The organism is Acidovorax sp. FG48, from assembly GCF_057809085.1.
The window spans coordinates 1-24,452 of sequence record NZ_JBMDJH010000023.1 but is presented as its reverse complement, the minus strand read 5'-3'; the positions used below and the strand labels follow the sequence as shown (position 1 = coordinate 24,452).

The window sequence follows — 24,452 nt, the reverse complement described above, 5'->3', positions numbered from 1 at the left end:
CCGGGGACGAATCCATGTCATCTATTGATGTCAACAATGCACCGGCCGCCGACGGGACCCAGGGAGATCAGGACCTGGGTCCTTTGGCTTGGGTGCTTGACGAGCTGCGCAAATCGCTGGACGGCGCCGTCAAGGCGATGCGGCGCTTTGTGCGTGATGCCGAGGTAGCACGCGAGTCCGATCTGGCGGCGCTGGACGCTGGCCCCCTTCGCATTGCGCGCCAGCAGTTGCACCAGGCCTGCGGTGCGCTGGAAATGGTGGGCATGGGCCCGCCCGCACTGGTGCTGCGGTCCATGGAATCGGCGGTGCAGAAATTTGTTCAGCGCCCCGAGACTTGCAGCGATGACGCTGCCGCCGTCATCGAGCGTGCCAGTTTTGCACTGATCGAATACCTGGAAACCGTGCTGGCGGGCAAAGCTGTGTCGCCGGTGGCGCTGTTTCCGCAATACCGCGATGCCCAGGCCCTGGCGGGCGCTGATCGTGTTCACCCCGCAGACCTGTGGCCGGTGGAGCGCCGTTTCCGCGAGCCTGAAGGCGCGGTGTCGCTGCCTCCCTTGCCTTATGGTCCCGAGGCGCGTGCGCGGCTGGATGCTGCAGTGCTGCGCATCGTCAAGTCGGGTGATCTGAAGGCCGCCCTCAGCTTGCGCGACACCTGCCTGGGCTTTGTGGCTGCCCAGACGGATCGGCAAGCGCGCGCGTTCTGGAAAATCTGCGCGGGCTTTTTCGACGCCTTTGGCTCGGGCCTTTTGCCGCCGGATGTGTACGTCAAGCGCGTGGCGTCCCGCGTGCTCATGCAGTACGCCACCCTGGCCAAGGGTGATCCGACGATTGCCGACCGGCTGGTGCAGGATCTGCTGTTCTTCTGCTCGCAGGCACGGGTGGCAGATCTCCCGGATGATGCTGCCCCCTCGCTGCGGGCGGTTCGCCAGGCTTTTGCGTTGGACCGCTTCAAGCCGGTGGACTACGAGACCGCCCGTTTTGGCCGTTTTGACCCGGCGGTGTTGGCCCAGGCGCGCAAACGCATTGCCTCGGCCACGGAAACCTGGTCCGCCTTGGCGGGAGGCGATCGCAACAAACTCAAGCCAGCGGCAGACCAGTTCAGTCTGGTGTGCGATTCGCTGCGCAAGCTCCACCCCGGCAGTGAGAACCTGGCGCAGGCGCTGACGCGTGCCCTTGATTCCACCACCCGATCGGGTGAGCCTCCATCGCCCGCGTTGGCCATGGAAGTGGCCACCTCGGTGCTGTATCTGCAAGCGGCTTTTGAAGAGCTGGACACGGCGGACGAGCAGATGGAAGCCCGCGCCAGCCGTCTCGCAGAGCGTCTGGACGCGGTCACGGCGGGTGCTGAACCCGAACCGCTCGAACAATGGATGGAAGAGCTGTACCGCCGGGTCAGCGACAACCAGACCATGGGCAGCGTGGTCGATGAACTCCGCGTGACCCTGGGCGAGGCCGAAAAGGCCATGGACCAGTTTTTCCGAAACCCCAAGGACACCGCTGTGCTGGCGACCGTGCCAGGGCATCTAGCGCAAATGCGTGGCGTGCTGTCGGTGCTGGGGTTGGACCAGGCGTCGCTGGCCGTGGTTCGCATGCGCGACACGGTGGAGCGTCTGCTGATCAATGAAGTGCCCGAAGAAGAACGCCAGGGCGCATTTGAAAAGCTGGGCAACAGCCTGGGAGCCTTGGGCTTCCTGATCGACATGCTGAGCTACCAGCGCACCATGGCGCGCAAGCTTTTCGTCTACGACGAAGATCTGGGCGAGTTGCGCATCCTCATGGGCAAGACCCGTGCGCGCGCCTCCGATGCGGTGGAAGAAGCGCCCGCCAAGCTGGAAGAGCGTTCAGCCACCGTGGTGCCCGACGTGATTCCCCGGTTCCCTGTGCAGGAGCCTGCCAGCGAGCCCACGGACTTTGCGCCGTTCCCTGATTTTGATTCGGCCCCTGCGGCCGATGCTGGCGTGGCGGCTGAGCCCGCCGGCCTGGCCCCGGACATTTCTTTTGACGTTCCGGCCCCTGCCGTGGTGGCCCCTGCGCCAGCCGAGGCGGCGTCGCCGGTGCCCGCCGCTGCGCCCGCCGCAGTGCCCGATGTGGAAGACGAACTGCTCGACGTGTTCCTCGAAGAGGCGCGCGAAGTGGTGGTGAACGGCCTGGCTGCCATCGAGCAGCTGCGGGGCGAGCCCGGTGACCTGAGCGAGCAGACCACACTGCGTCGTGCGTTCCATACGCTCAAGGGCAGTTCGCGCATGGTGGGGCTGAACGACTTTGGCGAAGCCGCGTGGTCGATGGAGCAGGTGCTCAACGTCTGGCTTGCCGAACAAAAGCCCATGCAGCCCAGCTTGCTGCAGTTGTCGACCGATGCCCTGCATGCCTTCAGCAGCTGGGCCGATGACATCGCCGCAGGCCGGGCGACGGGCTGGGACCCCGAGTCCTTCCGTCGATCTGCCGACGCCATGCGTCTGGACGGCACATTGGTGCCGCTGGCCATGGCCTCTGGCGGCACTGCCGCGCTGGAGCCCGTCCTGGACTCGGCAGTGGCAGACGTCGCAGAGGAGCCCGCACCGGAGCCGACCATGGCGGCGACGGCCCTCCCTGCTGATACGCTCGAAGACGAACTGATGGTGCCGGACTTCCAGGCCACCGAGATCTCGGACCATGTGCCCGAACAGCCTGCCGAAGCTGCCAGCGCTGCGCCAGAGGTGGCCGAGGAGATCGACTTCTCCGTGTTCACCGCAGCACTCAACGAGTCCGCTCCCGAGCCCGCACCGGCGGTGGATCCGTCCAGCGCAGACTTCGTACTCGACCTGGAGCTGCCCGATCTGGAACCCGTGTCGGCCGAGACGCCTGCGCCAGCAATGGCTCACGCAGAGCCCGTCGACGCGCCGCTGGAAGTCCCCGCAGACGCTCTGGGCGACGAATTCCTGCTACCGGAAGACCTGGTGCTCGACGCGCCCGAACCGGAAACCGGGGTGGTCACGGAGGCCAGCGTTCCTTCGGACGGGTTGGAAGCGCTGGATGTGGCCGAGCTGGAGAAGCTGCTGGAGGCCGAGTCTGCCGAGTCTGCCGAGGCTGCTTCACTGCAGGCACCTGCCTCCGAGGGCGTTGCCGAGGCAAGTCCCGAAGCCTTGCCAGACGACCTCGCTGAGGCAGGGTCCGCGCAAGACGTGGCGAATCTGCTCGATGTCCTGCCGCAGGAAGAAGGCGGCAGCGACGATGCCGTCAAGGTTATCGACACGCTGCGCATTGGCATCCCGCTGTACAACGTGTACCTGAATGAGGCCGATGAATGGTCTCGTCGCCTGGTGACCTGCTTGCAGGAATGGGCGCTGGAGCTGCACGAGCCGCTGCCTGACACGGCCGTGGCCTTGTCGCACTCGCTGGCCGGCAGTTCGGCCACGGTAGGCTTCACCGCGTTGTCCGAAATGGCCCGCGTGCTGGAGCACACGCTGCAGCATGTGCAATTGCAGTCGGGGGGCACCGAGGAACAGGCGTCCGCCTTCATGGCAGCGGCGGAAGACATCCGTCGCCTGCTGCACCAGTTTGCTGCCGGGTTCCTCAAAGAGCCCAGCCCGGAAGTGCTGGCCCAGTTGCGCCAGATTCTGGAAACCGAGGTGGTCAGCACCCAGTCTCCGCCCGAAGAGGATGCGCAGGCCTACCTCGACGCCGCCGAGCAGGAAGCGTCCGAAGCTGCCGCTGCCGAATTGGCACCAGAGCCGGTGGCGCAGGCGCCCGTGGCGGATGCCGAGCCTGAGCCAGCTGCACCAGCCGTGCCCGAGCCCGTGTCCGCACCTGCCGTGGGCCATGTGGCCCCCGCGCTGTCTGCGGTCGTCCACGACCATGATCAGCACATTGACGATGCCATCGCGCACGCCATTGCCTCGATCCCGGATGCGGACGACGACATTGATGCGATCGACGTTATCGACCCCGACCTGTTCCCCATCTTCGAGGAAGAGGCGGCCGAGTTGCTGCCCCAGCTGGGTGGTGCGCTGCGCCAGTGGGCCTCGCGCCCCGACAACCTCAGCGCTCGCAGCGAAGTGTTGCGGGCCCTGCACACGCTCAAGGGCAGTTCACGACTGGCCGGTGCGATGCGCCTGGGCGAAATGGCCCACCGGCTGGAATCTGCGATCGAACAACTCGACGCGGAAACCGTCACGGCCGACCAGATCGAGCCGCTGCAAGGTAGTTTCGACGGTCTGCAAGCCAACTTCGAGGCGCTGCGTGCCATTGGCCAGGCTCCCTCGGACGATGTGGTGGCCCTGCCGGTGGAAGCCGTGCCTGCCGCCCGCGCCAGCGTGGCGGATGTGGCGGAGGCCTCCTTACCGTCGGCGGCCGCACCGTCTGCCAAGCCAGTGGCGATGACGGCCCCGGCCGTGCGTCTGCCCGGACCCTCGCAACTGGCGCCCCTGCGGGTGGCGGCCAACCAGTCGGTGCGCGTGCGTGCACAGCTGCTGGACCGCCTGGTCAACCAGGCGGGCGAGGTGATGATCAGCCGTTCACGCCTCGACGCGCGCCTGGGCCAGTTCCGCAGCTCGCTCACCGATCTGTCGGGCAACCTGGACCGCTTGCGCCAGCAATTGCGCGACATCGAGGTGCAAGCCGAGTCGCAGATGCAGTCGCGCCTGGCGCTGTCCAAGGACTCTGCGGCAGGCTTCGATCCGCTGGAGTTCGACCGCTTCACCCGGGTGCAGGAGTTGACCCGCATGATGGCCGAGTCGGTCAACGACGTGGCCACGGTGCAGCGCAATCTGCAACGCGCCATGGAAGGCGCCGAAGACGACCTGATCGCCCAGGGCCGCCAGGCGCGTGAGTTGCAGCGCGATCTGCTGCGCACCCGCATGGTGGAGTTCGAAGGCATTGCCGAACGCCTGTACGCCGTGGTGCGCCAGGCCTCCAAGGAAACCGGCAAACAGATCAAGCTGGACATCACCGGCGGCTCCATTGAAATGGACCGTGGCGTGCTGGACCGCATGACACCCGCCTTCGAGCACTTGCTGCGCAATTGCGTGGCCCACGGCATCGAAGAGCCGGAGGTCCGCATGGCGGCTGGCAAGCCGGCGTCGGGCACCATCACGGTGGACCTGCACCACGAAGGCAATGACGTGTCGGTCGAGTTCCGTGATGACGGTGCGGGCCTGAACCTGCCGCGCATCCGCGAAAAGGCCCTGTCCCAGGGCATCGTGGAACCCGGCGTGGAGCTGAGCGACGCCGATGCCGCCAACCTGATCTTCATGCCGGGCTTCTCGACGGCCTCGGAGGTCACGGGCCTGGCAGGTCGTGGCATCGGCATGGACGTGGTGCGTGCCGAAATCAACGCGCTCGGCGGCCGCATTGAAACCACAACGGAGGCCGGTAAGGGCGCTGCATTCCGTATGGTGCTGCCGTTGACCACGGCGGTGACGCAGGTGGTGATGCTGCGCTCGGGCGATCTGGCGATCGGGGTTCCGGCCAACGTGGTCGAGATCGTTCGCCGCACCTCGGCCCCCGACCTCGCAGAGGCGTATCGCACCGGTGTGTTTGACGACGGCATGGAGAAGATCCCGTTCTTCTGGTCGGGAGCCCTGCTGCAGTCGTCCGCCCGCAGCACCGAGCCAGCGGGCAAGACCCGCCCGGTGGTGATCTTCCGAAGCGCTGCCCAGCGCGTGGCCATGCACGTGGATGAAGTGTTGGGCAACCAGGAAGTCGTGGTGAAGAACCTGGGGCCGCAGTTGTCCCGTCTGCCAGGTCTGGCGGGCATGTCCGTGCTGGCCTCGGGTGCCGTGGTCCTGATCTACAACCCGGTGGCCTTGGCCACGGTGTATGGCGACCAGGTGCGTGCGGCCAGTGCCGACATGGCGCCAGCACCCGACACCCCCGCTGCCGGCGGTACGGGCAAAGCCGTGGTGTCCCAGCAGTTGTCGGGCCCCAGCCAGGTGCCTTTGGTGCTGGTGGTGGACGACTCCATCACGGTGCGCCGCGTCACGCAGCGCTTGCTGCAGCGCGAAGGCTACCGTGTGGCCCTGGCGGCCGATGGTCTGCAGGCGCTGGAGCGCTTGCAGGAAGAGCGCCCGACGGTGGTTCTGTCCGATATCGAAATGCCGCGCATGGACGGCTTCGATCTGGCGCGCAACATCCGTGCAGACGGTGCCTTGCGTGATCTGCCCATCATCATGATCACCTCGCGCATTGCTGAAAAGCACCGCGAGCATGCGATGGAGCTGGGCGTGAACCACTACCTGGGCAAGCCGTATTCGGACGAAGAACTGCTGAGCCTGATCCAGCACTACGCCCGCATTGCCGCAGCGGCCGAGGCCTGACACCTTGCCGGCCCACTCCCGACCCTGCGAGTCAGCCTGGGTCGGGAGTGTCCATTCATCACCATCGCTTGTGTCCTGTGCATGGACACGGCGGACCGAGTCTCCGTGATGGACCCGCTGACACCAACTCCATCCCCCGATCCCCGGCTGCTGGCTTGCCTGGCCCTGGTGGCGCGCGAGCGCGCTTCGGACCTGTTTCTGATGGCCGGTGCTGCGCCCACCATCAAGCGGCAGGGCGCCTTCATCCCCATTGCGCAGCAAGTGCTGTCAGCCGACGATGTGCGGCAAATGGCCTATTCCATCCTGCGGGAGGCCCAGCGCAAGGAGTTTGAGGCCACGATGGAATGTGACCTCTCGCTGCAGACCGCCGATGGTGAGCGCTTTCGGGTGAATGTGCACATGCAGCGCGGGCAGGTTGGCATGGTGATTCGCCATGTGATTGCGCGGATTCCCACGCTGGAAGAACTGGGGTTGCCGCCCGTGCTTCAGCGGCTGGCGTTTCTCAAAGGGGGATTGGTGTTGACGGTGGGCTCGGCAGGCTCTGGCAAGACCACCACGCTGGCTGCACTGCTGGACCATCGCAACACGCACACCGGCGGGCACATCCTCACGGTGGAAGACCCCATCGAATACCTGCACAGCCACAAAAAATCCCTGGTGACGCAACGCGAGGTAGGGCTCGATACCCTGTCGTATGACGAAGCGCTGCGCCGCGCCATGCGCGAGGCGCCCAACGTGATCATGATTGGCGAGATCCGCGACCGGGCCACCATGCAGCATGCGCTGCACTACGCCGAATCCGGCCACCTGTGTGTGTCCACCCTGCACGCCAACAACGCCAACCAGGCCGTGCAGCGCATCGTCAACTTCTTCCCCGAGGATGCGCACCGCCAACTGCTCATGGACCTGTCGCTCAACCTGCGCGCCGTGATTGCGCAGCGGCTGGTCCAAGGGCTTGCGGGCCATCTGGTGCCCGCTACCGAGATCATGCTGCTGACGCCCTATGTGGCCGAGCTGATCCAGAAGGGGCAGATCGACGAACTCAAGACCGCCATCACCCGCAGTGGCGAGCAGGGCATGTGGAGCTTTGACCAGTCGCTGCTGGGCATGGTGGAGGCGGGCGCGATATCGCCCGAAGAAGCCATCGCCAACGCGGACAACCGCACCGATGTCCGCTTGCGGCTGCGGCTGGCCGCGGGGGCCTCGCTGGGCGGCGAGGGCATGCAGATGGCGCCGGAGGAGCCCCCGCCGGACGATCTGCCACCCACGGTCCATCGCTAATCCAACGTGTGCCCTGGTCAACAGGGCGTGCGGTGTTACCCCCCGGCCGTTTTGACGACGGCGTAGCGCTCCAGCGTGCGCTGCCGCGCTGCATCGTGCTCCACCACGGGCAGGGGGTAGGTGTCACCCAAGCGTACCCCCGCCTCCTGCAACTCCAGCGGCCGCGCCAGCCACGGGGCGTGCAGCGCCTTGGTGGGAAGCGCTGCGAGCAGGGGCAGGTAGCGGCGGATGAACTTGCCCTCCGGGTCGAACTTCTCGCTCTGGCTCACCGGGTTGAAGATGCGGAAATAGGGCTGGGCGTCGCACCCGCTGGAGCTGGCCCACTGCCAGCCGCCGTTGTTGGCGGCCAGGTCGAAGTCATTGAGGTGCGTGGCAAAGTAGGCCTCGCCGCGCCGCCAGTCGATGCCCAGGTCTTTCACCAGAAAGCTGGCCACTACCATGCGTAGGCGGTTGTGCATGTAGCCCGTCTGGTTGATCTGCGCCATGGCGGCGTCCACCAGCGGGTAGCCGGTGCGGCCCTCGCACCAAGCGGCAAACAGGGCATCGGCTTCAGGGCCGGTCTCCCAGGCGATGGCGTCGTAGGCAGGCTTGAAGCTCTGGCCCACCACATGCGGGTGGTGGTGCAGGATCTGGAAGTAGAAGTCCCGCCAGATCAGCTCACTGAGCCAGGTCGTGGCTCCGGGGTTGCCTTCCAGCATCAGGCGGTGCGCCGTGCGCGCGAGCAAGCGCGGCGAGATGGTGCCAAACCGCAGGTGCACGCTCAGGTAGCTGGGCCCTTTCACCGCCGGAAAGTTGCGCGTGTCCTCATAGCGCTCGATACGGCCCAGAAAATCGTCGAACAGCTGCTGCGCGCCCTGAGCGCCCGTGGGCAGGCGCAGCTGGGACAGCGCTGTGGGCTCAAACCCGAGGTCCTGCAAGGTGGGCACGGGCTGGCAATAGGCCTCGGGGCGCGCTGCCAGATGGTGGGCGTGGCGCTCCACCGGATAGCTCTTGAGCTGGAACGCGTCGATCTTCTTGAGCCACGCATTCTTGTACGGCGTGAACACGCTGTACGGTTTCCCGGTCTGCGTCAGCACCTCGCTGCGCTCCAGCAGGGTGTGGTCCTTGAAGGTGTGAAAGGCCTTGCCGGCCGCCGCCAGGCGCGTGCGTACCAGGCGGTCGCGGTCCAGCGCCTGGGGTTCATCGTCGTGGTTGGCAAAGACAGCCTGCACGTCCAGGGCGCTGGCCAGTGCTGGAATGGCATCGCTGGCCACCGCGTGCCACACGATGAGGCCGCCCCTTTCCTGCCCCGAAAGCGCGCGCAGCGTGTCGTCCAGCTCCACCAGCGACTCGCGGATGAACTCCACCCGCCGGTCGGCGCGGGGCAGGGCGTCGAGGATGTCCTTGTCAAAGACGAAGGCGCAGAACACCTGCTCGCAGCGCGTCAGCGCGTGGTACAGGGCGGCCTGGTCTTGGGCGCGCAGGTCGCGGCGGAACCAGACCAGGCCGCGGGGGTAGCGGGGCTCGGAGGAGGTGGGCATGTTCACCGTTAAAATTGCGGGATGTCTTTCGATTCTGCGCCCATCAACCTGACGCATCATTTCCTGATCGCGATGCCCGGCCTGGAAGATGAGTCTTTTGCGCGCAGCGTCGTCTATCTGTGCGAGCACAGCGAGCGCGGTGCGCTCGGCCTCATCATCAACAAGCCCACCGATATCACCCTCAAGGGCCTGTTCGACAAGGTGGACCTGTCCCTGCGCCGCGAGGACCTCACCAAAGAGCCTGTTTTTCAGGGCGGCCCGGTGCAGACCGAGCGCGGTTTTGTACTGCACGAACCGATGCTCATGGACAAGGGTGAAACCGACGAGTCGGCCTATGCCTCCACCATGACCATCCCCGGTGGCCTGGAGATGACCACCTCCAAGGACGTGCTCGAAGCCCTGTCCACGGGCGCAGGCCCCCGCCGCGTGCTCATCACGCTGGGGTACTCGTCCTGGGGCGAGGGGCAGCTTGAATCGGAGCTGGCCGAGAACGCCTGGCTCACCGTGGCGGCCGATCTGTCGGTGATCTTCGACACCCCTGTGCCTGAGCGTTACGACCGGGCCCTGTCGCTGCTGGGCCTGCAGGCCTGGATGCTATCGCCCGAGGCGGGGCACGCATGACTGGCGCGCCCGCTCAGTCCCTTCAGCCGCCAGCCGTTCCTGCGCATTTCCAGACTTTTCTTGCTTTTGATTTCGGGCTCAAGCGCACGGGCGTGGCCTCGGGCAACCGCATGCTCAAAAGCGCCACGCCCCAGCGCACCATCCAGGCCGAGGGCGACGCCCGTTTTGCACAGGTGGCCGAGCGCATCAAGGAATGGCAGCCTGACGCGCTGGTGATCGGCGTGCCTTACCACCCGGACGGTGCAGCTCACGAAAACACCGCACGCGCGCTCAAGTTCGGGCGCCAGTTGCGTGGCCGATTCGGCCTGCAGGTGTTCGAGGTGGACGAGCGCTACAGCACCACCGAAGCCATCGCCGGTGGCGCCAAGGATGCCGACGCCGCCTCGGCCTGCATCATCCTGGAACAGTTTTTGAGGAATCTCCCATGACTACCCCATCCCCCGGAATGTCCGGTAGCCTGGTGCTCGACGCCGAGGCGCTGTACCGCGAACTGCTGCGCGGCGTGCGCAGCATGTTGACCCCCACCACGCGCCTGGCGGGCATCGCCTCCGGCGGCGCCTGGCTGGCCGAGCGCCTGCAAAAAGACCTGGGCCTGGAAGGGCCCGCCGGTGTGCTCTCGTCGGTGATGCACCGCGACGACTTCGCGCAGCGCGGCCTGTCGGCCAGCGCACAGACCGCGCTGCCGTTTGATGTGAACGGAGCCGACGTGCTGGTGCTCGACGACGTGCTTTACACCGGCCGCACCATCCGCGCCGTGCTCAACGAGCTGTTCGACTACGGCCGCCCCGCCAGCGTGCGCCTGGCCGTGCTGGTGGACCGTGGCGGACGCGAGCTGCCCGTGCAGGCCGACTTTGCTGCTGCCCGGGTGGCCCTGCCGGTCGCCCATTCGCTGGCCCTGGCGCGAGGCGACAGCGGCACCTTCCAATTCCAAGTCCAAGACAAAGACTAAAGAGGCCTGACCGTGCTGCACAAGCGCAATCCCCAACTCAACGGCAACGGCGAACTCATCCACCTGCTGTCCATCGAGGGCCTGCCGCGCGACATCGTCACGCACATCCTCGACACGGCCGCCAACTTCGTCAGCGTCAACGACCGCGAAGTCAAGAAGGTGCCCCTCTTGCGCGGCAAGAGCGTGTTCAACCTGTTCTTCGAGAACAGCACGCGTACGCGCACCACGTTCGAGATCGCGGCCAAGCGCCTGTCGGCCGACGTGATCAACCTGGACATCGCGCGCAGTTCGGCCAGCAAGGGCGAATCGCTGCTCGACACCATCGCCAACCTGAGCGCGATGGCGGCCGATTTGTTCGTGGTGCGGCACAGCGAATCGGGGGCTCCGTACCTGATCGCCCAGCATGTGGCGCCCCATGTGCACGTGATCAACGCCGGCGATGGCCGCCATGCCCACCCCACGCAGGGGCTGCTGGACATGTACACCATCCGCCACTACAAGAAGGACTTCAGCAACCTCACGGTGGCCATCGTGGGCGACGTGCTGCACTCGCGCGTGGCGCGCTCCGACATCCACGGCCTGACCACCTTGGGCTGCGCCGAAGTGCGCGTGGTGGGCCCGCGCACGCTGGTGCCATCCGACATGGCGCAGATGGGCGTGCGCGTGTGCCACACGCTTGAAGAAGGCATCAAGGATGCCGACGTGGTCATCATGCTGCGCCTGCAGAACGAGCGCATGAGCGGCGCGCTGCTGCCGTCCAGCCAGGAGTATTTCAAGAGCTTCGGCCTCACGCAGGAGAAGCTGCAACTGGCCAAGCCAGACGCCATCGTCATGCACCCCGGCCCCATCAACCGTGGCGTGGAGATCGACTCTGCCGTGGTCGATGGCAAGCAGAGCGTGATCCTGCCGCAGGTGACCTTCGGCATCGCGGTGCGCATGGCGGTGATGTCCATCGTCGCAGGGAATGAAGCGTGATCCGTCGGATGAATGCTCCTTTTTTGATAGCTGATAGCGCATATATCACCGGCGCTATCGGCCTATTTGGCTTGAAATCATGAAGATACTGATCCAGAACGGCCGTGTGATCGACCCCGCCTCGGGTCTTGACCAGACCTGCGACATCGCGCTGGCGGCAGGCCGCATCGTGGGCGTCAACCGGGTGCCGCCCGACTTTGCGCCCAACCGCACCATCAACGCCACCGGCTGCATCGTGCTGCCCGGCCTGGTGGACCTGGCTGCGCGCCTGCGCGAACCGGGCCACGAGCACGAAGGCATGCTCGAATCCGAAATGGCTGCCGCCGTGGCCGGTGGCGTGACCAGCCTAGTCTGCCCGCCCGACACCGATCCCGTGCTCGACGAGCCCGGTCTGGTGGAGATGCTCAAGTTCCGCGCCGAGAAGCTGCACCAGTCGCGCCTGTTCCCGCTGGGCGCACTGACACGCGGCTTGGCTGGCGAGGTGCTGACCGAGATGGCCGAGTTGACCGAGTCCGGCTGCGTGGGCTTTGGCCAGGCCGAGGTGCCGCTGGCCAGCACCCAGGTGCTGCAGCGCGCGCTGCAGTACGCCGCCACCTTTGGCTACACGGTGTGGTTGCGCCCGCAGGAGATGCACCTGGGCAAGGGTGTGGCCGCCAGCGGTGCGCTGGCCACGCGGCTGGGCCTGTCGGGCGTGCCCGTGGCGGCCGAGACGATTGCGTTGCACACCATTTTTGAACTGCTCAAGACCACCGGCGCGCGCGTGCACCTGTGCCGCCTCAGCAGCGCTGCGGGTGTTGAGTTGGTGCGCCGCGCCAAGGCCGATGGCCTGAAAGTCACGGCCGATGTGAGCATGAACTCGCTGCACCTCACCGAGAACGACATCGGCTTCTTTGACAGCCGCGCGCGCCTGACGCCGCCGCTGCGCCAGCAGCGCGACCGCGACGCCCTGAGCGCAGCGCTGCTCGACGGCACCATCGATGCGCTGGTGTCCGACCACACCCCGGTGGATGAAGACGCCAAGACGCTGCCGTTTGCCGAGGCCGAACCCGGCGCCACGGGCCTGGAGCTGCTGCTGTCGCTGGCACTCAAGTGGTCGCAGGACAGCGGCGTGCCCTTGCAGCGCGCGCTGGCCGTGGTCACCGCCGAGCCCGCACGCGTGCTGGGCAATGCGCTTGGCACCTTGCAGGCCAGCGTGGGCCAGATCGTGGAAGGCGGCGTGGGTGACCTCTGCATCTTCGACGCGCAGGCCGCCTGGACGGTGCAGGACGACGCGCTCGCCAGCCAGGGCAAGCACACGCCGTTCTCGGGCTACGAGCTACCCGGCCGCGTGCGCATGACCCTGGTGGGCGGGCAGGTCGCTTTCGACCGCAGCTGAGACGACTCAACGCGATAAGGCCCAGCCGTGAAGTTCCTGCGCGCCAGCTGGCGCCTCTTGCGGCTGCTGGGCCATATTGCCAAGGGCCTGTGGATCGTGGCGCTGCGGTTTCCGTCGCTGTCGCCGGACCAGCAGCACGCCCGCGTGCAGGTGTGGTCGATGGAGCTGCTGGCCCATGCGGGCATCAGCCTGCGCATCCTGGGCCAGCCCCCGGTCACTGGCCCGGTGATGCTGGTGGCCAACCACATCTCGTGGCTCGACATCCCGGTGATGCACGCCGCGCGGCACTGCCGCTTTGTCTCCAAGTCCGACGTGCAGGGCTGGCCGCTGATCGGCACCCTGGCCACGGCCGCTGGCACGCTCTACATCGAGCGTAGCTCGCGCCGCGATGCGCTGCGCATGGTCCGGTCCATGCAAGAGGCGCTGGAGCGGGGCGAGGTGCTGGCCGTGTTCCCTGAAGGCACCACGGGCGACGGGCGCGGGATGCTGCCCTTCCACGCCAACCTGCTGCAGGCCGCCGTGGCCGCGCAGGCCCCGGTGCAGCCCGTGGGTCTGCGCTTTGCCGACAAGGCCACCGGCGCCACCAGCTTTGCGCCGAGCTACATCGGCGACGAAACCCTGGTGGGCTCCATCTGGCGCACGCTCAGCGCCCCGCCCATCGAAGCCGTGGTGCACTACGGCGCCCCCGAACTGGCGGGCGAGCGCGACCGCCGCACCTGGACGCAGCACCTGCACGACACCGTCGACAAGCTGCGCAAAGCCTGAGAACGCTCGCAGGCTCCGGGTCCTGCGCTAGGTTCCCCAAAAGCCGTCTTTGTGCGGCAAAAGCGTGCATATTCCACGCTTTGGGTCGTGCAGGCGATGGCGCGGGTGGTCTGCACGGTGCAATGTCCCTTATCGTCCGCGCTTTCCGTTTGCCTGCGGGTCATCGCAGGCCTTTGCACACTGCCGGGAGGGCACCATGAACCTGATTGAACGCGCCAAAAGCATTCTTCTGCAACCCAAGGAGGCCTGGGGCACCATCGACACGGAGGCCACCGATACCGCCACCCTGTTCACCCGTTACGCGATGATCCTGGCGGCCATTCCGGCGGTCTGCGGTTTCATCGGCATGTCGCTGATTGGTTTTGGCGGCTTCGGCGTCACCATCCGCGTGCCGTTTGTGTCCGGGCTGGTGAACATGGTCGTCTCGTACGGGCTGAGCCTGGTGGGCTTGCTGGTGCTCGGCTTCATCATCGATGCGCTGGCGCCCACCTTCGGCGGGCAAAAGAATGCCATCCAGGCACAGAAGGTGGCGGTGTACGCCAGCACGGCTGCCCTGCTGGGCGGCATCTTCAGCCTGCTGCCCTCGCTGGCCATGCTGGGCCTGCTGGCGGCGCTGTACTCCATCTACCTGCTCTATACCGGCCTGCCGGTGCTCATGCGCAGTGCGCCCGAAAAGTCGGTGGGCTACACGGTGGTGGTCATCATTGCGGCCATCGTGATGGGTGTGGTCATCGGAGCCGTCAGCGCGCTGTTCATGCCGCGCAGCGGTGCGCTGTTTGGCGGCGCCGACGCCCCTGCCATCACCATGAACACGCCCGGCGGCAAGGTCTCCATCGACACCGCAGGTCTCGAAGCCGCAGGCAAGAAGATGGAAGAAGCCGCCCGCAAGATGGAAGAGGCCCAGAAGAGCCAGGACCCGGCCGCCATCGCCGCCGCCACGGGCGATGCCGCCAAGGCTGCGGCCGGTGTGCTGGGTGGGGGGCAGGCCATCGCGGCCCAGTCGCTCAAGGCGGCACTGCCGGAGAAGCTGGCAGGCCTGCCCCGCACGGGTTTTGATGTGCAGGACGGTGCCGCCCTGGGCTTGCCCACCAGCCAGGCCAGCGCGCAATACGGCAACGACGACAAGCAGCTGCGCCTGGAGATCGTGGATGTGGGTGGCCTCGGGCAGATGGCGGTGATGGCCATGGGCATGGTGCAGGGCGAGAAGGAAGACCAGACCAGCGCCGAAAAGACCTGGCAGGAAGGTGGTCGCACGCTGCACCAGCGCTACGACAAGGACGGCAGCCACGCCGAGTTCAAGACCATCCTGAAGAACGGCCTGGTGGTCAGCATCGAAGGCGACAAGATCGGCGTGAAAGAGCTGCGGGGCCTGATGTCGCAGGTGGACCTGAACGGCCTGGAAGGACTGCAGCGCAAGGGCAAGTCCTGAGCTGAAGGGTATTTGCTATTGATTTAATAGCTGCTCGGGCATGCTCGACTAGCGCATCCGGCCGATTTTGATCCCATAGTGGTCTCAGCCACGCGGAAACGTCACCACGTGGTCCACCTGGGCGCGGATGCCGATCCACTCGCCCAGCGCGTGGTCGTGGTGGCTGGGCACATGGGCCAGCACCGTGTGGCCGCTGGCCAGGCGCAGGGTGTACAGAAACTCCGAGCCCCGGAACGACTTGCGCACGATCTGCGCCTGCACGGGCGCATGGTCGTCGTGCACGATGTCGTCGGCGCGCAGCAGCACATCACATTCCCCAGCGGGGTAGCTGCTGGGCAGAGGGCACTCGTCCAGGTCGGTCAGGTCGCCTAGAGGAGTTTGTGCCACCACGTTGTTGCCGCGCTGCACCAGCGTGGCCGGCGCAAACACGCCGTGGCCGATGAAGTCCGCCACAAACCGCGTGGCGGGGCGGTGGTACAGGGTGTACGCGTCGTCCCACTGGTGCAGGTGGCCTTCGTTCATCACGCCGATCACGTCGCCAATCGCAAACGCCTCGAACTGGTCGTGGGTGACGAACAGGGCCGTGGCGCCAGCGGCTTTCAGGATGCCGCGCACCTCGTGCGCCAAGCGCTCGCGCAGGTCCACATCGAGGTTGGAGAACGGCTCGTCCAGCAGCATGAGTTGCGGGCGCGGCGCCAGCGCGCGGGCCAGCGCCACACGCTGTTGCTGGCCGCCAGAGAGTTCGTGCGGGTAGCGGTGCTCGCTGCCTTCCAGCCCCACAAGCTTCAGCACCTCGGCCACCCGCGCGGCCTGCTCGGCCCGGGGCAGCTGGTGGATGCCAAACGCTACATTGCGGCCCACCGGCAGGTGCGGGAACAGCGCGTAGTCCTGGAACACCATGCCGATGCGACGCAGCTCGGGCGGCACGCTCAGGGTGGCGCTGCTGACCACGCTTTTGGTCAGGCGGATCTCGCCGCCCGTCACGGGCTCCAGCCCGGCCACGGCGCGCAGCAGGGTGGTCTTGCCGCAGCCGGATGGGCCGATCAGCACGCCGATGTCACCCGCTTTCAGGCTGAGCGTGACGCCTTGCACGGCGGCCTGTGCGCGGCCTGCGTAGCGCACTTCGAGTTGGGAGACCTCAAGAAACATATCCACGCATTTTAGGCGGCGTGGAGTGAATGCTTAAAATTCGCATTTGCATTCCTGGGTTCCAATGTGCCCATGCCCTTTGGCAGGTGTGCGCTTTCTTCCTTCTGCCGAGCCCACCGCCTTGCGCCGCACCCCGTTCTCTGTCTTTCGCAGCATTCCGCTGATCCTGTTTGCAGGCTTTCTGGCCTTGCCAGTGCTGGCGGTGCTGGCGTCGTGGTTGCCGCTGTCGGCCACGGGGCAGGGCGATGCGCAGGCGGGCGCCATCCTGCGCGAGATGGCTTCCACCGTGCTGCCCGGCTACGTGTGGACTACGCTGTGGCTCAGCGTGCTGGTGGCGCTGGGCGCCGCCGTGGTAGGCACGCTGGCGGCTGCGGCCGTGACGCTTTTCGACTTTCCGGGTCGCCGCACCTTTGAGTGGCTGCTGCTGTTGCCCCTGGCCATGCCCGCCTACGTGACGGCCTATGCGTACACCGACTTCCTGCAGTTCAGCGGCCCGCTGCAGGTGGGCCTGCGCAACACCTTCGGCCTGGAAGGCCGCCTGCTGCCCGAGGTACGCAGCCTGGGCGGCGCCGTGTGGGTGTTCATCTTCTCGCTCTACCCCTATGTGTACCTGCTGGCGCGCACGGCCCTGGGGGAGCGCGCCGCCCACCTCATGGAGGCCGCTCGCCTGCTGGGCGCGCCGCTGCCCCGCCGCATCCGCGCCGTGGCCTTGCCGCTGGCGCGTCCGGCTGTGGCGGCCGGCGTGGCGCTGGTGCTGATGGAAACCCTTGCCGACTTCGGCGTGGCCAGCTACTTCGGCATCCAGACCTTCACCACCGGCATCTACAAGGCCTGGCTGTCGATGGACAACCGCTTGGCTGCCGCGCAGCTGGCCACTATGCTGCTGGTGGTGGTGATGGCGCTGCTGCACCTGGAGCACCGCGCGCAAAAGCGCATGCGTTTTGCCACCGGCGGCGGACGCGCAGGCTCGGCCGAGGCGCAGCCGCTTCGCCTGCGGGGCGCGCGCCGCTGGGCGGCCTGGGCCGTCTGTACCGCGCCTGTGCTCATGGGGTTTGTGGCGCCCGTGGCCTTCATGTTGCGGCCGCTCGCGGCCGACTGGTCTGTGCTGCCGTGGGAGCGCTTCATGGAATGGGCCTGGCACAGCGTGCGCCTCGGCGGTATCACCGCCGCACTGGCCGTCGCCATCGCGCTCGCCTTGGCTTTTGCGGTGCGCCGCCAGCCGGATGCCGTCACACGTGGCGTGGTGCAACTGGCCAGCGTGGGGTATGCAGTGCCCGGCGCCGTCATCGTCGTGGGGCTGTTGTTGCCCGTGGGCTGGCTGCAGGCGGCCATGCCGCAGTGGGGCGTGGGCGCGCTGGTCACCGCCACGGCGTTTGGCATTGTGTGGGCCTACTTGGTGCGGTTCTGTGCGGTGGCCTTGCAATCCATGCAAAGCGGCTACGCGCGCATTCCGCCCAGCCTGGACGACTCCGCCCGCATGCTGGGCATGGGCAGCGCAGGCCTGCTGGCGCGCGTGCATTGGCCCCTGCTCAAGCGGTCCACCGCCGCAGCCGCGCTGCTGGTGTTTGTGGATGTGATGAAGGAGCTGCCCGCCACCATGGTGCTGCGCCCCTTTAACAGCGACACCCTGGCCGTGGTGGCCTACCAGCTGGCCCGCGACGAGCGCCTGGGCGAAGCGGCCTTGCCGTCACTGGCGCTGGTGGCTGTGGGGCTGGTACCGGTGATTTTGCTTAGCCGTACGTTGCGCAGTCGGCACTGACACCAGGACGCCGTAGCGAGCCCACCAGCAGGGTCCCGCTTACTGAGATCCCATGCCCGGCTCGCGGGGCAAAGTCAGCGTGAAGCGCGACCCCTGGCCCTCCGAAGAGGTGCCCCCCATCAGCACCGCCAATGCCCGCGACAACGCCAGCCCGAGGCCTGTGCCGCCGTGCTGGTAGCTCACCTGGTCGTTGCCTTGGCGAAATTTCTCGAAGATGGTTTCGTGCAGGTGCGCGGGGATGCCGGGGCCGGTGTCCACTACGTGGAAGCTCACGGCGTCTGGGCTGGCATCCACCTCGATGGCGACCGAGCCCGTGTCGGTGAACTTCATGGCGTTGGACAGCAGGTTGTTGAGCACCTGCTTGAGCCGCAGACCGTCGCACATCAACGTGTGCGGGGCGTCCGGGGCGATGCGTACATGGAGCACCAGGTTCTTGTTGGCGGCCGTGACGGCAAAAAAGTCGGCGGTGGACTGAACAATCTCCGCCACGTTTTGCTCGGTGGGGAGATGGGGCATGGCGCCGGCTTCCACCTTGGCCAGGTCCAGGATCTCGGTGAGCAGGGCGTTCAGGTGCTCGGCGGCCTTGCGGATCAGGCTGGCCTGTTCCTTGAAGCGGGGCTGCTCCAGCCGCATTTCCATCAGCTCGGCAAAGCCCCGGATGCTGGTGAGCGGCGTGCGCAACTCGTGCGAAACGGCGGCCAGAAACTCGCTTTTGGCCTGGCTGGCCGAGCGGGCCTCGGCCTCGCTGATGCGCAGGGCGGCGTTGGTGCTTTCGAGCTTGTGCACGCTGCGCAGAAAGATGACGGCCGCCCCCACGACTGCCACGCTGAACAGTGCCATGGTGAACAGCGCCACGTTGCGGTTGCCGCGCCACCCGCTCAGGGCCTCGTCGGTACTGGTGGCCACCACCAGCAGCAGCGGGTAGTTGCCCACGCGGCTGTAGGCGTAGATGCGCTCGATGCCATCCAGCCCGCTGGCGCGTATGTAGTGGCCGTTGGCCCCCAGTTCTTCGGCGTTGTTGTTGGCGGCACGGGCCACCACCTCGCCCATGCCGATGCTCTGGCCGCCCATGACGCGGGCACGTACGGCGCGGTCGTTGCCGACCAGGGTCACGATGCCCGTCTTGCCCAACTGCACGTCCCGGTACACGTCCTCGAAGTAGCCGGGGTTCACCGAGGCCACCACCAGCCCGGCAATGCTGCTGGTGCCATACGAGATGCTGCGCGACAGCTGGATGGTCGCCTTGCCTGAGACCTTGCCCACCACCGGTTTGCCGACGAACAGGCCGCTGGGCGTCATCTGCAGGCGCGCGGCTTCCGTTGCGGTGCGGGTCAGGTGCACCTGTACATGCTCACGCTCCGACAAGTCCACATGGCCTGTTTTTTCGCCGGTGGGATCGATGGTGCTGCCGACAAACCGGCCATCAGGACCTACCAGCGATAGCTGGGTGAGGATGTCGGGGGCGAGGCCCGTTTCGTTGGCAAAGCGCGTGAAGTCGGCCTTGTCAAAGTCACCTGCCAGCACTGCGTCGCGCATGCGGATCGTGGCCTGGTCTACCGCCGCCATGACCCGCACGGTCTGCTCGCCCAGGCTCAGTGCCAGGTTGCTGTTCTGGCGGATCTGCGCGTTCATCGCGTCGCGCCACGACACATTGAGCAAGATGGCCACGGTGGCCCACGCCAGCAACAGCACCAGTGCGGTGCCCAGCACCACCATCGTCCGCAGGGGCAGGCTGGAGTGGGGTGGCTTGGACTGCGCGAGGTGCGCGGTCGGTGGGTGCAAGGCGGGGTTGTTTGCAGGTGGGGATGCTGGGGCCGTCATGGGCAGGTGTTTCAAAACGCAACTGCAACCATCATAGGCCTGCGACCTGTCATGGTCACGGCCTTGCGCCCCGACCCGGTATCGGCCGCAGTTTCACGCCCAGCCTGCGCCACCCCAGTACAACGCCTGTCACGCTCATCGCCGCCCCGCCCAAGCTCAGCGCGATGACCAGCACATCCCACAGTGGTCTGCGCTCCAGCAGGGGCAGCCAGTCCCAGCTGTGCAGCATGGCAAACAGCCAGCGGCTGGTACGGCGGTGGCTGTCGGTGCGGCCCAGCACGGTGCCGGTGTGCAGGTCGATGTGCACCCAGGTGGCGTGCGGGTCGTCGAACACCACGCGCAGCACGGGCAGGGGTTTGTCGACGCCGCCAGTCATGGTGTGGGCAGCGCGGTCGTAGTAGTGCAGGTCGTAGGCCGTCAGCGTTTCGGTGCGCACCACCGCGTGGGGCAGCAGGTGCGCGGCGGCTTCTGCCACAGCACCCGGGGCCCACACGTGCGCGGTGGCGGTGGTGGCGTCCAGCACCGTCGGGGCGCCGGTGGGGCTGTAGGCCAGCACCAGCGTGTGCCCGGCATGGCGCACCCACCGCAGCTCACGGGTGTTGGGCGATGCCGCAGAGAGCAAGGCGTGTACCGTTGCTGCCTGCGCGGGCACTTGCAGGGGGCCGCCATGCATGGCCTGCTGGCGCAATGGCACGGCACCGCTGTCGAAAATCTTCCACGGGTTCATGGACATGAGGCCGCTGAAGATCCAGGTGAACGTGATGACCGCAAACACCAGCCCGAACACATGGTGCCAGCGCATCATGAAGCCCCGGTATGGCGTGCGCGAGCCTGTCTTGTATCGCCCCTTGAAGCGCCAGCGCAGCACGCCCACCACCGTGCCGGTCACGGTGAGCACGATGCCCGCGATAGACAGCCAGTTCACGATGTCCGTCCAGTAGTCATTGAAGACATTGCCCCGGAAGGGGTAGAGCCAGTGGATCCAGGCACCGGCGTAGTTCCATGCGCGCTCCTGCAGCGGCGCATCGCGCACCACCTCGCCGGTGGTGCCCGACACATAGACCACGGTCCCCGCGCTGTCGCCCAGGTGCAGGCGGTGCAGCGGGCGGTGCACATCCAGCGCACGCGAGTGGGTGAAGGCGTCTTCGTCCATCGTGCCCTGGTAGTCGATGGCGGCATCGGGCTGCTGCGCGAAGGCGCGGGCCGAGGCGATGGCGTGCGCGGCGTCCACACGCTGCAACCGTTCGCCGGTGGTGGCGTCGATGACCGAAGGCGCCGGTGCCCGGCGCGGGCTTGGCGCGGCGTCGCCGGTGGGGGCGGCGGGCACCACCAGGTACACCGCGCGCCCGCCGCTGGCCACCGCCAGCCGCAGGTCCTGCAGCGGGCCTGCCATGCCCGCGCGCTGCAGGGCGTCGGCAGGCTCCAGCAGGCGCTCCGTGCCCAGCGTGGCGCTGCGCAGGGGCGGCAGGTGGGCCAGGCGCTCGGCCTGCGTGAGCTTGGGGTAGCCCACATACATCATCACCACGCCAGATACGAACCACATGGCGAAGAAGGCGCACAGCAGCACGCCCAGCCAGCGGTGGACGAGGTACAGCCAGTGTTTGGCGTGCGGCATGTCTGGTGCTCCGCCTGCGTCAGAACGCGGTGTGCAGCGTCACGTCCAGCGTGCGCGGTGCGCCCAGGTAGACCTGGTCGCGCGTCTCGGCTGCGTAGATGCGGTCGGTGGCGTTGCGCACGCGGGTGGTGAGCGTGGTGGTCTTGTTGACCTTCCAGGCCAGGCCCAGGTCGAGAAGCGTGTAGGACGGCCAGAACTTGGTGTTGGCCGCATTGCCATACACCTTGCCCACATGGCGCACCCCCGCGCTGGCGGTGACGGTGGGGGTGATCGCGTACGACGCCCACAGGTTGGCCACCTGCTGCGGCACCAGTTGCGGCACATTGCCCGCGCGCGAGACGCCGCCCTGCACAAAGTTTTCATACCGCGCGCGGACCAGCGACAGGTTGCCCTGCAGTTGCCACTGCGGTGTGAGGCGGATGCCTGCCGACAGCTCGATGCCCTTGGACGACTGTTCGCCCACCAGCACGGTGAGATTGGGGTTGGACGGATCTTGCGAGGCGATGTTCTTGCGGCGGATGTCAAACACCGCCACCGTGGCGCTGCCCTTGCCGTCCCAGAAGTCGAACTTGCTGCCCACCTCGACCTGGCGCCCCGTGGTCAGCTCACTGTTGTTGCGCACATCGGCAAACGAGGCCGAGGCCAGCGAACCCGATGGCGGATCGGCCGCATTGGAGGCCTGCGCGTACAGGTTGGCGCCGGGCGCAATGTCCCACACCACGCCCAGGCGGCCCGTGGTGGGGCTGTAGCTGCGGCTGAAGGTGGCGGGCGAGGTGGCCGTCACGGCACGGCGGTTCACCAGGTCCAGCTCGATGCGCTCGTGCCGCAGTGCGGTGATGAGGTTGACCCCGGAGGCCACCAGGGTGCGGTTTTCAAGGTACAGCGCCGTGTTGGTGATCTTGTTGTCCTTGTCCGGGTTCAGGACGGGCGACATGCCGGGAATGTCGAAGAAGTTCTCGGTGGAAAAGTGGTACGGATTGACCGTGCTCACGGTGACCGAGGGACCGAACGGGAAGCGCGTCTGCTTGCTCACGCTCACATCGAGGCCAAAGGCCCAGTCGCTCTTTCGGCCTGCGAGCTGGCCCTGGTAGGTGCCCTCCAGCCGGTCGCCCACCAGCTGTTGGTCGTGGCGTTGCAACAGCGGCGATGTGCGCGTGACCGTCGTGTTGGTAGCGTTGAAGGTGTAGATCTCCACGTTGCGGTAGTCTCGCAGGGCGTCGTACACGTAGAACGTGTTCTTGAGCTGCAGCGCATCCGAAACGCGCCATTGCGCCACCGAGCGCAGCCACTGCACGCGATGCTCGTACAGGCCGTCGGCGCTGTTGTAGTTCTTGAAGCGTGTGTAGGGGTCGATGGTCAGCGCGCCCACGGCGGGGTTCAGCACCGGCGTGCCCCAGTACGGGCGGTCCACATGGTCCTTCTGGTATTCGTAGGCCAGCGTGTGGCTGAAGCCGCTGCCCAGGTCCGACAGCAGCGAGGTGGCGAGCTGGGTGGACTGGGTTTGGGTGCCCTCGGTCCAGCTGCCTGCGTTGCGGTGGTTGAGGTCGATGCGCGCGTAGTGCGCAGGGCCTGCAGTGCCGTCGCCGCCTGCGATGCGGCGGTTCAGGCCTACCGACACTTCCTTCATGTCGTAGGAACCCAGGCGCAACTGGCCCTCGGCAAAGTCACTGCGCTCGGCCGTTTTGGTGATGTAGTTGATGGAGCCACCCACGCCGCCCGAGCCATACAGAAAACTCGACGCACCGCCGATAGCCTCGACGCGGTCGTAGATCCAGCTATCGACCGCACGCGTGGCGCTGCCGTATTGCGGGTTGATGCCGTTGTAGAGCTGTGCGACCGAGTTGCTGCTAAAGCCCCGGTAGTGCGCAGACATCGAACCCGGTGCGTTGTGCGCCACCACACCCGGCACGGCGCGCAGGATCTCCTGCGTGTCTTGCGCGCCGCGTGCGTCGATGGTGGCGCGGTCCACCACCGTGACGGAGGCGGGGTTCTCGCGCACCGTCAGGCCCAGGCGGCTGCCGGTGTCTACGGGGGTGTCCAGGCTGAGCTTGCCGTTGGGGGATGCAGCGGCATCGACCACATCCACAGCCTGCAGTGTGGGTGTAGTGGTCTGTGCATGGGCTGCGGCCGAGGCCAGCGCGCAGGTGGCAAGCACGCCAAGGCACAAAGGAGAAAGGGGCAGGCGCGGAAAGGCCGCAGCGCTGCGCGAAGCAAAAGAAATACGGGACATGAAAACGCTCTTGTCTTGATGCGACAGCGCAGCCAGGCCCGCGTGGATTGCACGCAAGGCTGCGCCATCTGGAAACCAGCGGGAACAAGGCAGCACCCGCCCACCAGGTACCGGGCACTGCCAACAAGCTTCAGATCAAGAGCGCGATGGGGGCCCGCGTGCGGGCAGGGGGGCTGCAGTGGCGGCCGCAATGCGGGCCGCCTCGACGGGCTGCAGCGCATGGGCCAGGGGGTGGGGCGGCAGCACGGCGGCTACCGGTGTGGGGGGCGGGGCGCTGGGGGTGGAGCACAGCGGGCAGTCCATGCCCATCGCGCCCATTTCGACGGTGCCATCGTCGGTCTGCACCAGCAGCTTGATGACACCCGTGCCCGAGCAGATCACCTCAAAGGCCTGGGGGTGCACCAGCGGCGATGCGATGGCCACCCCCATCGACGCTACGAACCATGCGAGCACCCACAGGCGCAGCGCAGAGAAGGTTCGGAGGGCGGTCATGGGGCGCGATGATAGCGGCTGCCGTTGTGGCCGGAATCAGCGGCACAGAGCAGACGGATTGTTGTTGCTATACAAATAATAGCTGCTGGCGCATGATTCACTAGCGCTTGTGGTCGATTTGGCGGCGGTTTCAACAACGAAGTGCGCCAGTCCCCAGTGTAAGTGGGGTCACTTTGTA

The 24,452-nt window shown here is 66.7% G+C and carries 16 protein-coding genes; 10 read left to right on the top strand and 6 right to left on the bottom strand.

The window, feature by feature from the left end; translation table 11 throughout:
* The first annotated feature begins 14 nt into the window (after positions 1–14).
* Positions 15–6,293: a hybrid sensor histidine kinase/response regulator gene (locus tag ACODSU_RS22185; RefSeq protein WP_488844840.1), complete on the top strand. Its 6,279-nt coding sequence runs from the start codon at positions 15–17 to the stop codon at positions 6,291–6,293.
* Positions 6,294–6,401: 108 nt separating this feature from the next.
* Positions 6,402–7,574, top strand: a complete 1,173-nt coding sequence (locus ACODSU_RS22180; RefSeq protein ID WP_488844893.1) for a PilT/PilU family type 4a pilus ATPase — start codon at positions 6,402–6,404, stop codon at positions 7,572–7,574.
* A 35-nt stretch (positions 7,575–7,609) separates the two neighbouring features.
* On the opposite strand, the gene ACODSU_RS22175 is transcribed toward ACODSU_RS22180, so the two are convergent.
* Positions 7,610–9,094 (bottom strand): cryptochrome/photolyase family protein, encoded by a 1,485-nt coding sequence (locus ACODSU_RS22175; protein ID WP_488844838.1) that lies wholly within the window; start codon positions 9,092–9,094, stop codon positions 7,610–7,612.
* 21 nt (positions 9,095–9,115) lie between these two features.
* On the opposite strand from ACODSU_RS22175, the gene ACODSU_RS22170 reads away from it, so the two are divergent.
* From ACODSU_RS22170 to ACODSU_RS22140, 7 genes are all read left to right on the top strand, one after another.
* Positions 9,116–9,715: a YqgE/AlgH family protein gene (locus ACODSU_RS22170; protein ID WP_015015583.1), complete on the top strand. Its 600-nt coding sequence runs from the start codon at positions 9,116–9,118 to the stop codon at positions 9,713–9,715.
* Positions 9,712–10,143, top strand: coding sequence for a Holliday junction resolvase RuvX (gene ruvX / locus ACODSU_RS22165; protein ID WP_060987637.1), 432 nt, complete (start codon positions 9,712–9,714; stop codon positions 10,141–10,143). Before ACODSU_RS22170 ends, ruvX begins: the two co-directional genes overlap by 4 nt.
* Positions 10,140–10,664: a bifunctional pyr operon transcriptional regulator/uracil phosphoribosyltransferase PyrR gene (gene pyrR / locus ACODSU_RS22160; RefSeq protein WP_060987636.1), complete on the top strand. Its 525-nt coding sequence runs from the start codon at positions 10,140–10,142 to the stop codon at positions 10,662–10,664. The genes ruvX and pyrR overlap by 4 nt, the downstream gene beginning before the upstream one ends.
* A gap of 12 nt (positions 10,665–10,676) precedes the next feature.
* A complete protein-coding gene (locus ACODSU_RS22155; RefSeq protein WP_056066217.1) occupies positions 10,677–11,639 on the top strand; it encodes an aspartate carbamoyltransferase catalytic subunit in 963 nt (320 codons plus the stop codon).
* A 79-nt stretch (positions 11,640–11,718) separates the two neighbouring features.
* Complete coding sequence (locus ACODSU_RS22150; protein WP_488844835.1) at positions 11,719–13,014, top strand: dihydroorotase; 1,296 nt, start codon at positions 11,719–11,721, stop codon at positions 13,012–13,014.
* A gap of 27 nt (positions 13,015–13,041) precedes the next feature.
* Positions 13,042–13,779 (top strand): lysophospholipid acyltransferase family protein, encoded by a 738-nt coding sequence (locus ACODSU_RS22145; RefSeq protein ID WP_488844833.1) that lies wholly within the window; start codon positions 13,042–13,044, stop codon positions 13,777–13,779.
* A 196-nt stretch (positions 13,780–13,975) separates the two neighbouring features.
* Positions 13,976–15,208, top strand: coding sequence for a Yip1 family protein (locus ACODSU_RS22140; RefSeq protein ID WP_488844831.1), 1,233 nt, complete (start codon positions 13,976–13,978; stop codon positions 15,206–15,208).
* An 84-nt stretch (positions 15,209–15,292) separates the two neighbouring features.
* Here the strand turns inward: ACODSU_RS22140 and ACODSU_RS22135 are convergent, their stop codons facing one another.
* The gene (locus tag ACODSU_RS22135) at positions 15,293–16,357 is read right to left on the bottom strand and encodes an ABC transporter ATP-binding protein (RefSeq protein ID WP_291443832.1); all 1,065 of its coding nucleotides are present in this window, start codon (positions 16,355–16,357) and stop codon (positions 15,293–15,295) included.
* Positions 16,358–16,478: 121 nt separating this feature from the next.
* On the opposite strand from ACODSU_RS22135, the gene ACODSU_RS22130 reads away from it, so the two are divergent.
* Complete coding sequence (locus ACODSU_RS22130; protein WP_488844829.1) at positions 16,479–18,116, top strand: ABC transporter permease; 1,638 nt, start codon at positions 16,479–16,481, stop codon at positions 18,114–18,116.
* Positions 18,117–18,155: 39 nt separating this feature from the next.
* Here ACODSU_RS22130 and ACODSU_RS22125 read toward each other — a convergent pair whose 3' ends face one another.
* The 4 genes from ACODSU_RS22125 to ACODSU_RS22110 form a co-directional block, all read right to left on the bottom strand.
* Positions 18,156–19,832, bottom strand: coding sequence for a sensor histidine kinase (locus ACODSU_RS22125; protein ID WP_488844891.1), 1,677 nt, complete (start codon positions 19,830–19,832; stop codon positions 18,156–18,158).
* Positions 19,833–19,992: 160 nt separating this feature from the next.
* Positions 19,993–21,552 carry a PepSY domain-containing protein gene (locus tag ACODSU_RS22120; protein ID WP_488844827.1) on the bottom strand — a complete coding sequence of 520 codons (1,560 nt, stop codon included), beginning with the start codon at positions 21,550–21,552 and terminating at the stop codon, positions 19,993–19,995.
* A 19-nt stretch (positions 21,553–21,571) separates the two neighbouring features.
* The gene (locus tag ACODSU_RS22115) at positions 21,572–23,782 is read right to left on the bottom strand and encodes a TonB-dependent receptor (RefSeq protein WP_488844825.1); all 2,211 of its coding nucleotides are present in this window, start codon (positions 23,780–23,782) and stop codon (positions 21,572–21,574) included.
* A 135-nt stretch (positions 23,783–23,917) separates the two neighbouring features.
* The gene (locus ACODSU_RS22110) at positions 23,918–24,274 is read right to left on the bottom strand and encodes a DUF2946 family protein (protein ID WP_488844823.1); all 357 of its coding nucleotides are present in this window, start codon (positions 24,272–24,274) and stop codon (positions 23,918–23,920) included.
* Positions 24,275–24,452 lie beyond the last annotated feature (178 nt).

Bases quoted from the DNA above. Each gene is read 5' to 3' on its own strand.
- ACODSU_RS22110 (WP_488844823.1), bottom strand. From the start codon at position 24,274: ATGACCGCCCTCCGAACCTTCTCTGCGCTGCGCCTGTGGGTGCTCGCA.
- pyrR (WP_060987636.1), top strand. From the start codon at position 10,140: ATGACTACCCCATCCCCCGGAATGTCCGGTAGCCTGGTGCTCGACGCC.
- ACODSU_RS22175 (WP_488844838.1), bottom strand. From the start codon at position 9,094: ATGCCCACCTCCTCCGAGCCCCGCTACCCCCGCGGCCTGGTCTGGTTC.
- ACODSU_RS22150 (WP_488844835.1), top strand. From the start codon at position 11,719: ATGAAGATACTGATCCAGAACGGCCGTGTGATCGACCCCGCCTCGGGT.
- ACODSU_RS22140 (WP_488844831.1), top strand. From the start codon at position 13,976: ATGAACCTGATTGAACGCGCCAAAAGCATTCTTCTGCAACCCAAGGAG.
- ACODSU_RS22185 (WP_488844840.1), top strand. From the start codon at position 15: ATGTCATCTATTGATGTCAACAATGCACCGGCCGCCGACGGGACCCAG.
- ACODSU_RS22125 (WP_488844891.1), bottom strand. From the start codon at position 19,832: ATGGTGGTGCTGGGCACCGCACTGGTGCTGTTGCTGGCGTGGGCCACC.
- ACODSU_RS22135 (WP_291443832.1), bottom strand. From the start codon at position 16,357: ATGTTTCTTGAGGTCTCCCAACTCGAAGTGCGCTACGCAGGCCGCGCA.
- ACODSU_RS22180 (WP_488844893.1), top strand. From the start codon at position 6,402: ATGGACCCGCTGACACCAACTCCATCCCCCGATCCCCGGCTGCTGGCT.
- ACODSU_RS22115 (WP_488844825.1), bottom strand. From the start codon at position 23,782: ATGTCCCGTATTTCTTTTGCTTCGCGCAGCGCTGCGGCCTTTCCGCGC.
- ACODSU_RS22170 (WP_015015583.1), top strand. From the start codon at position 9,116: ATGTCTTTCGATTCTGCGCCCATCAACCTGACGCATCATTTCCTGATC.
- ACODSU_RS22120 (WP_488844827.1), bottom strand. From the start codon at position 21,552: ATGCCGCACGCCAAACACTGGCTGTACCTCGTCCACCGCTGGCTGGGC.
- ruvX (WP_060987637.1), top strand. From the start codon at position 9,712: ATGACTGGCGCGCCCGCTCAGTCCCTTCAGCCGCCAGCCGTTCCTGCG.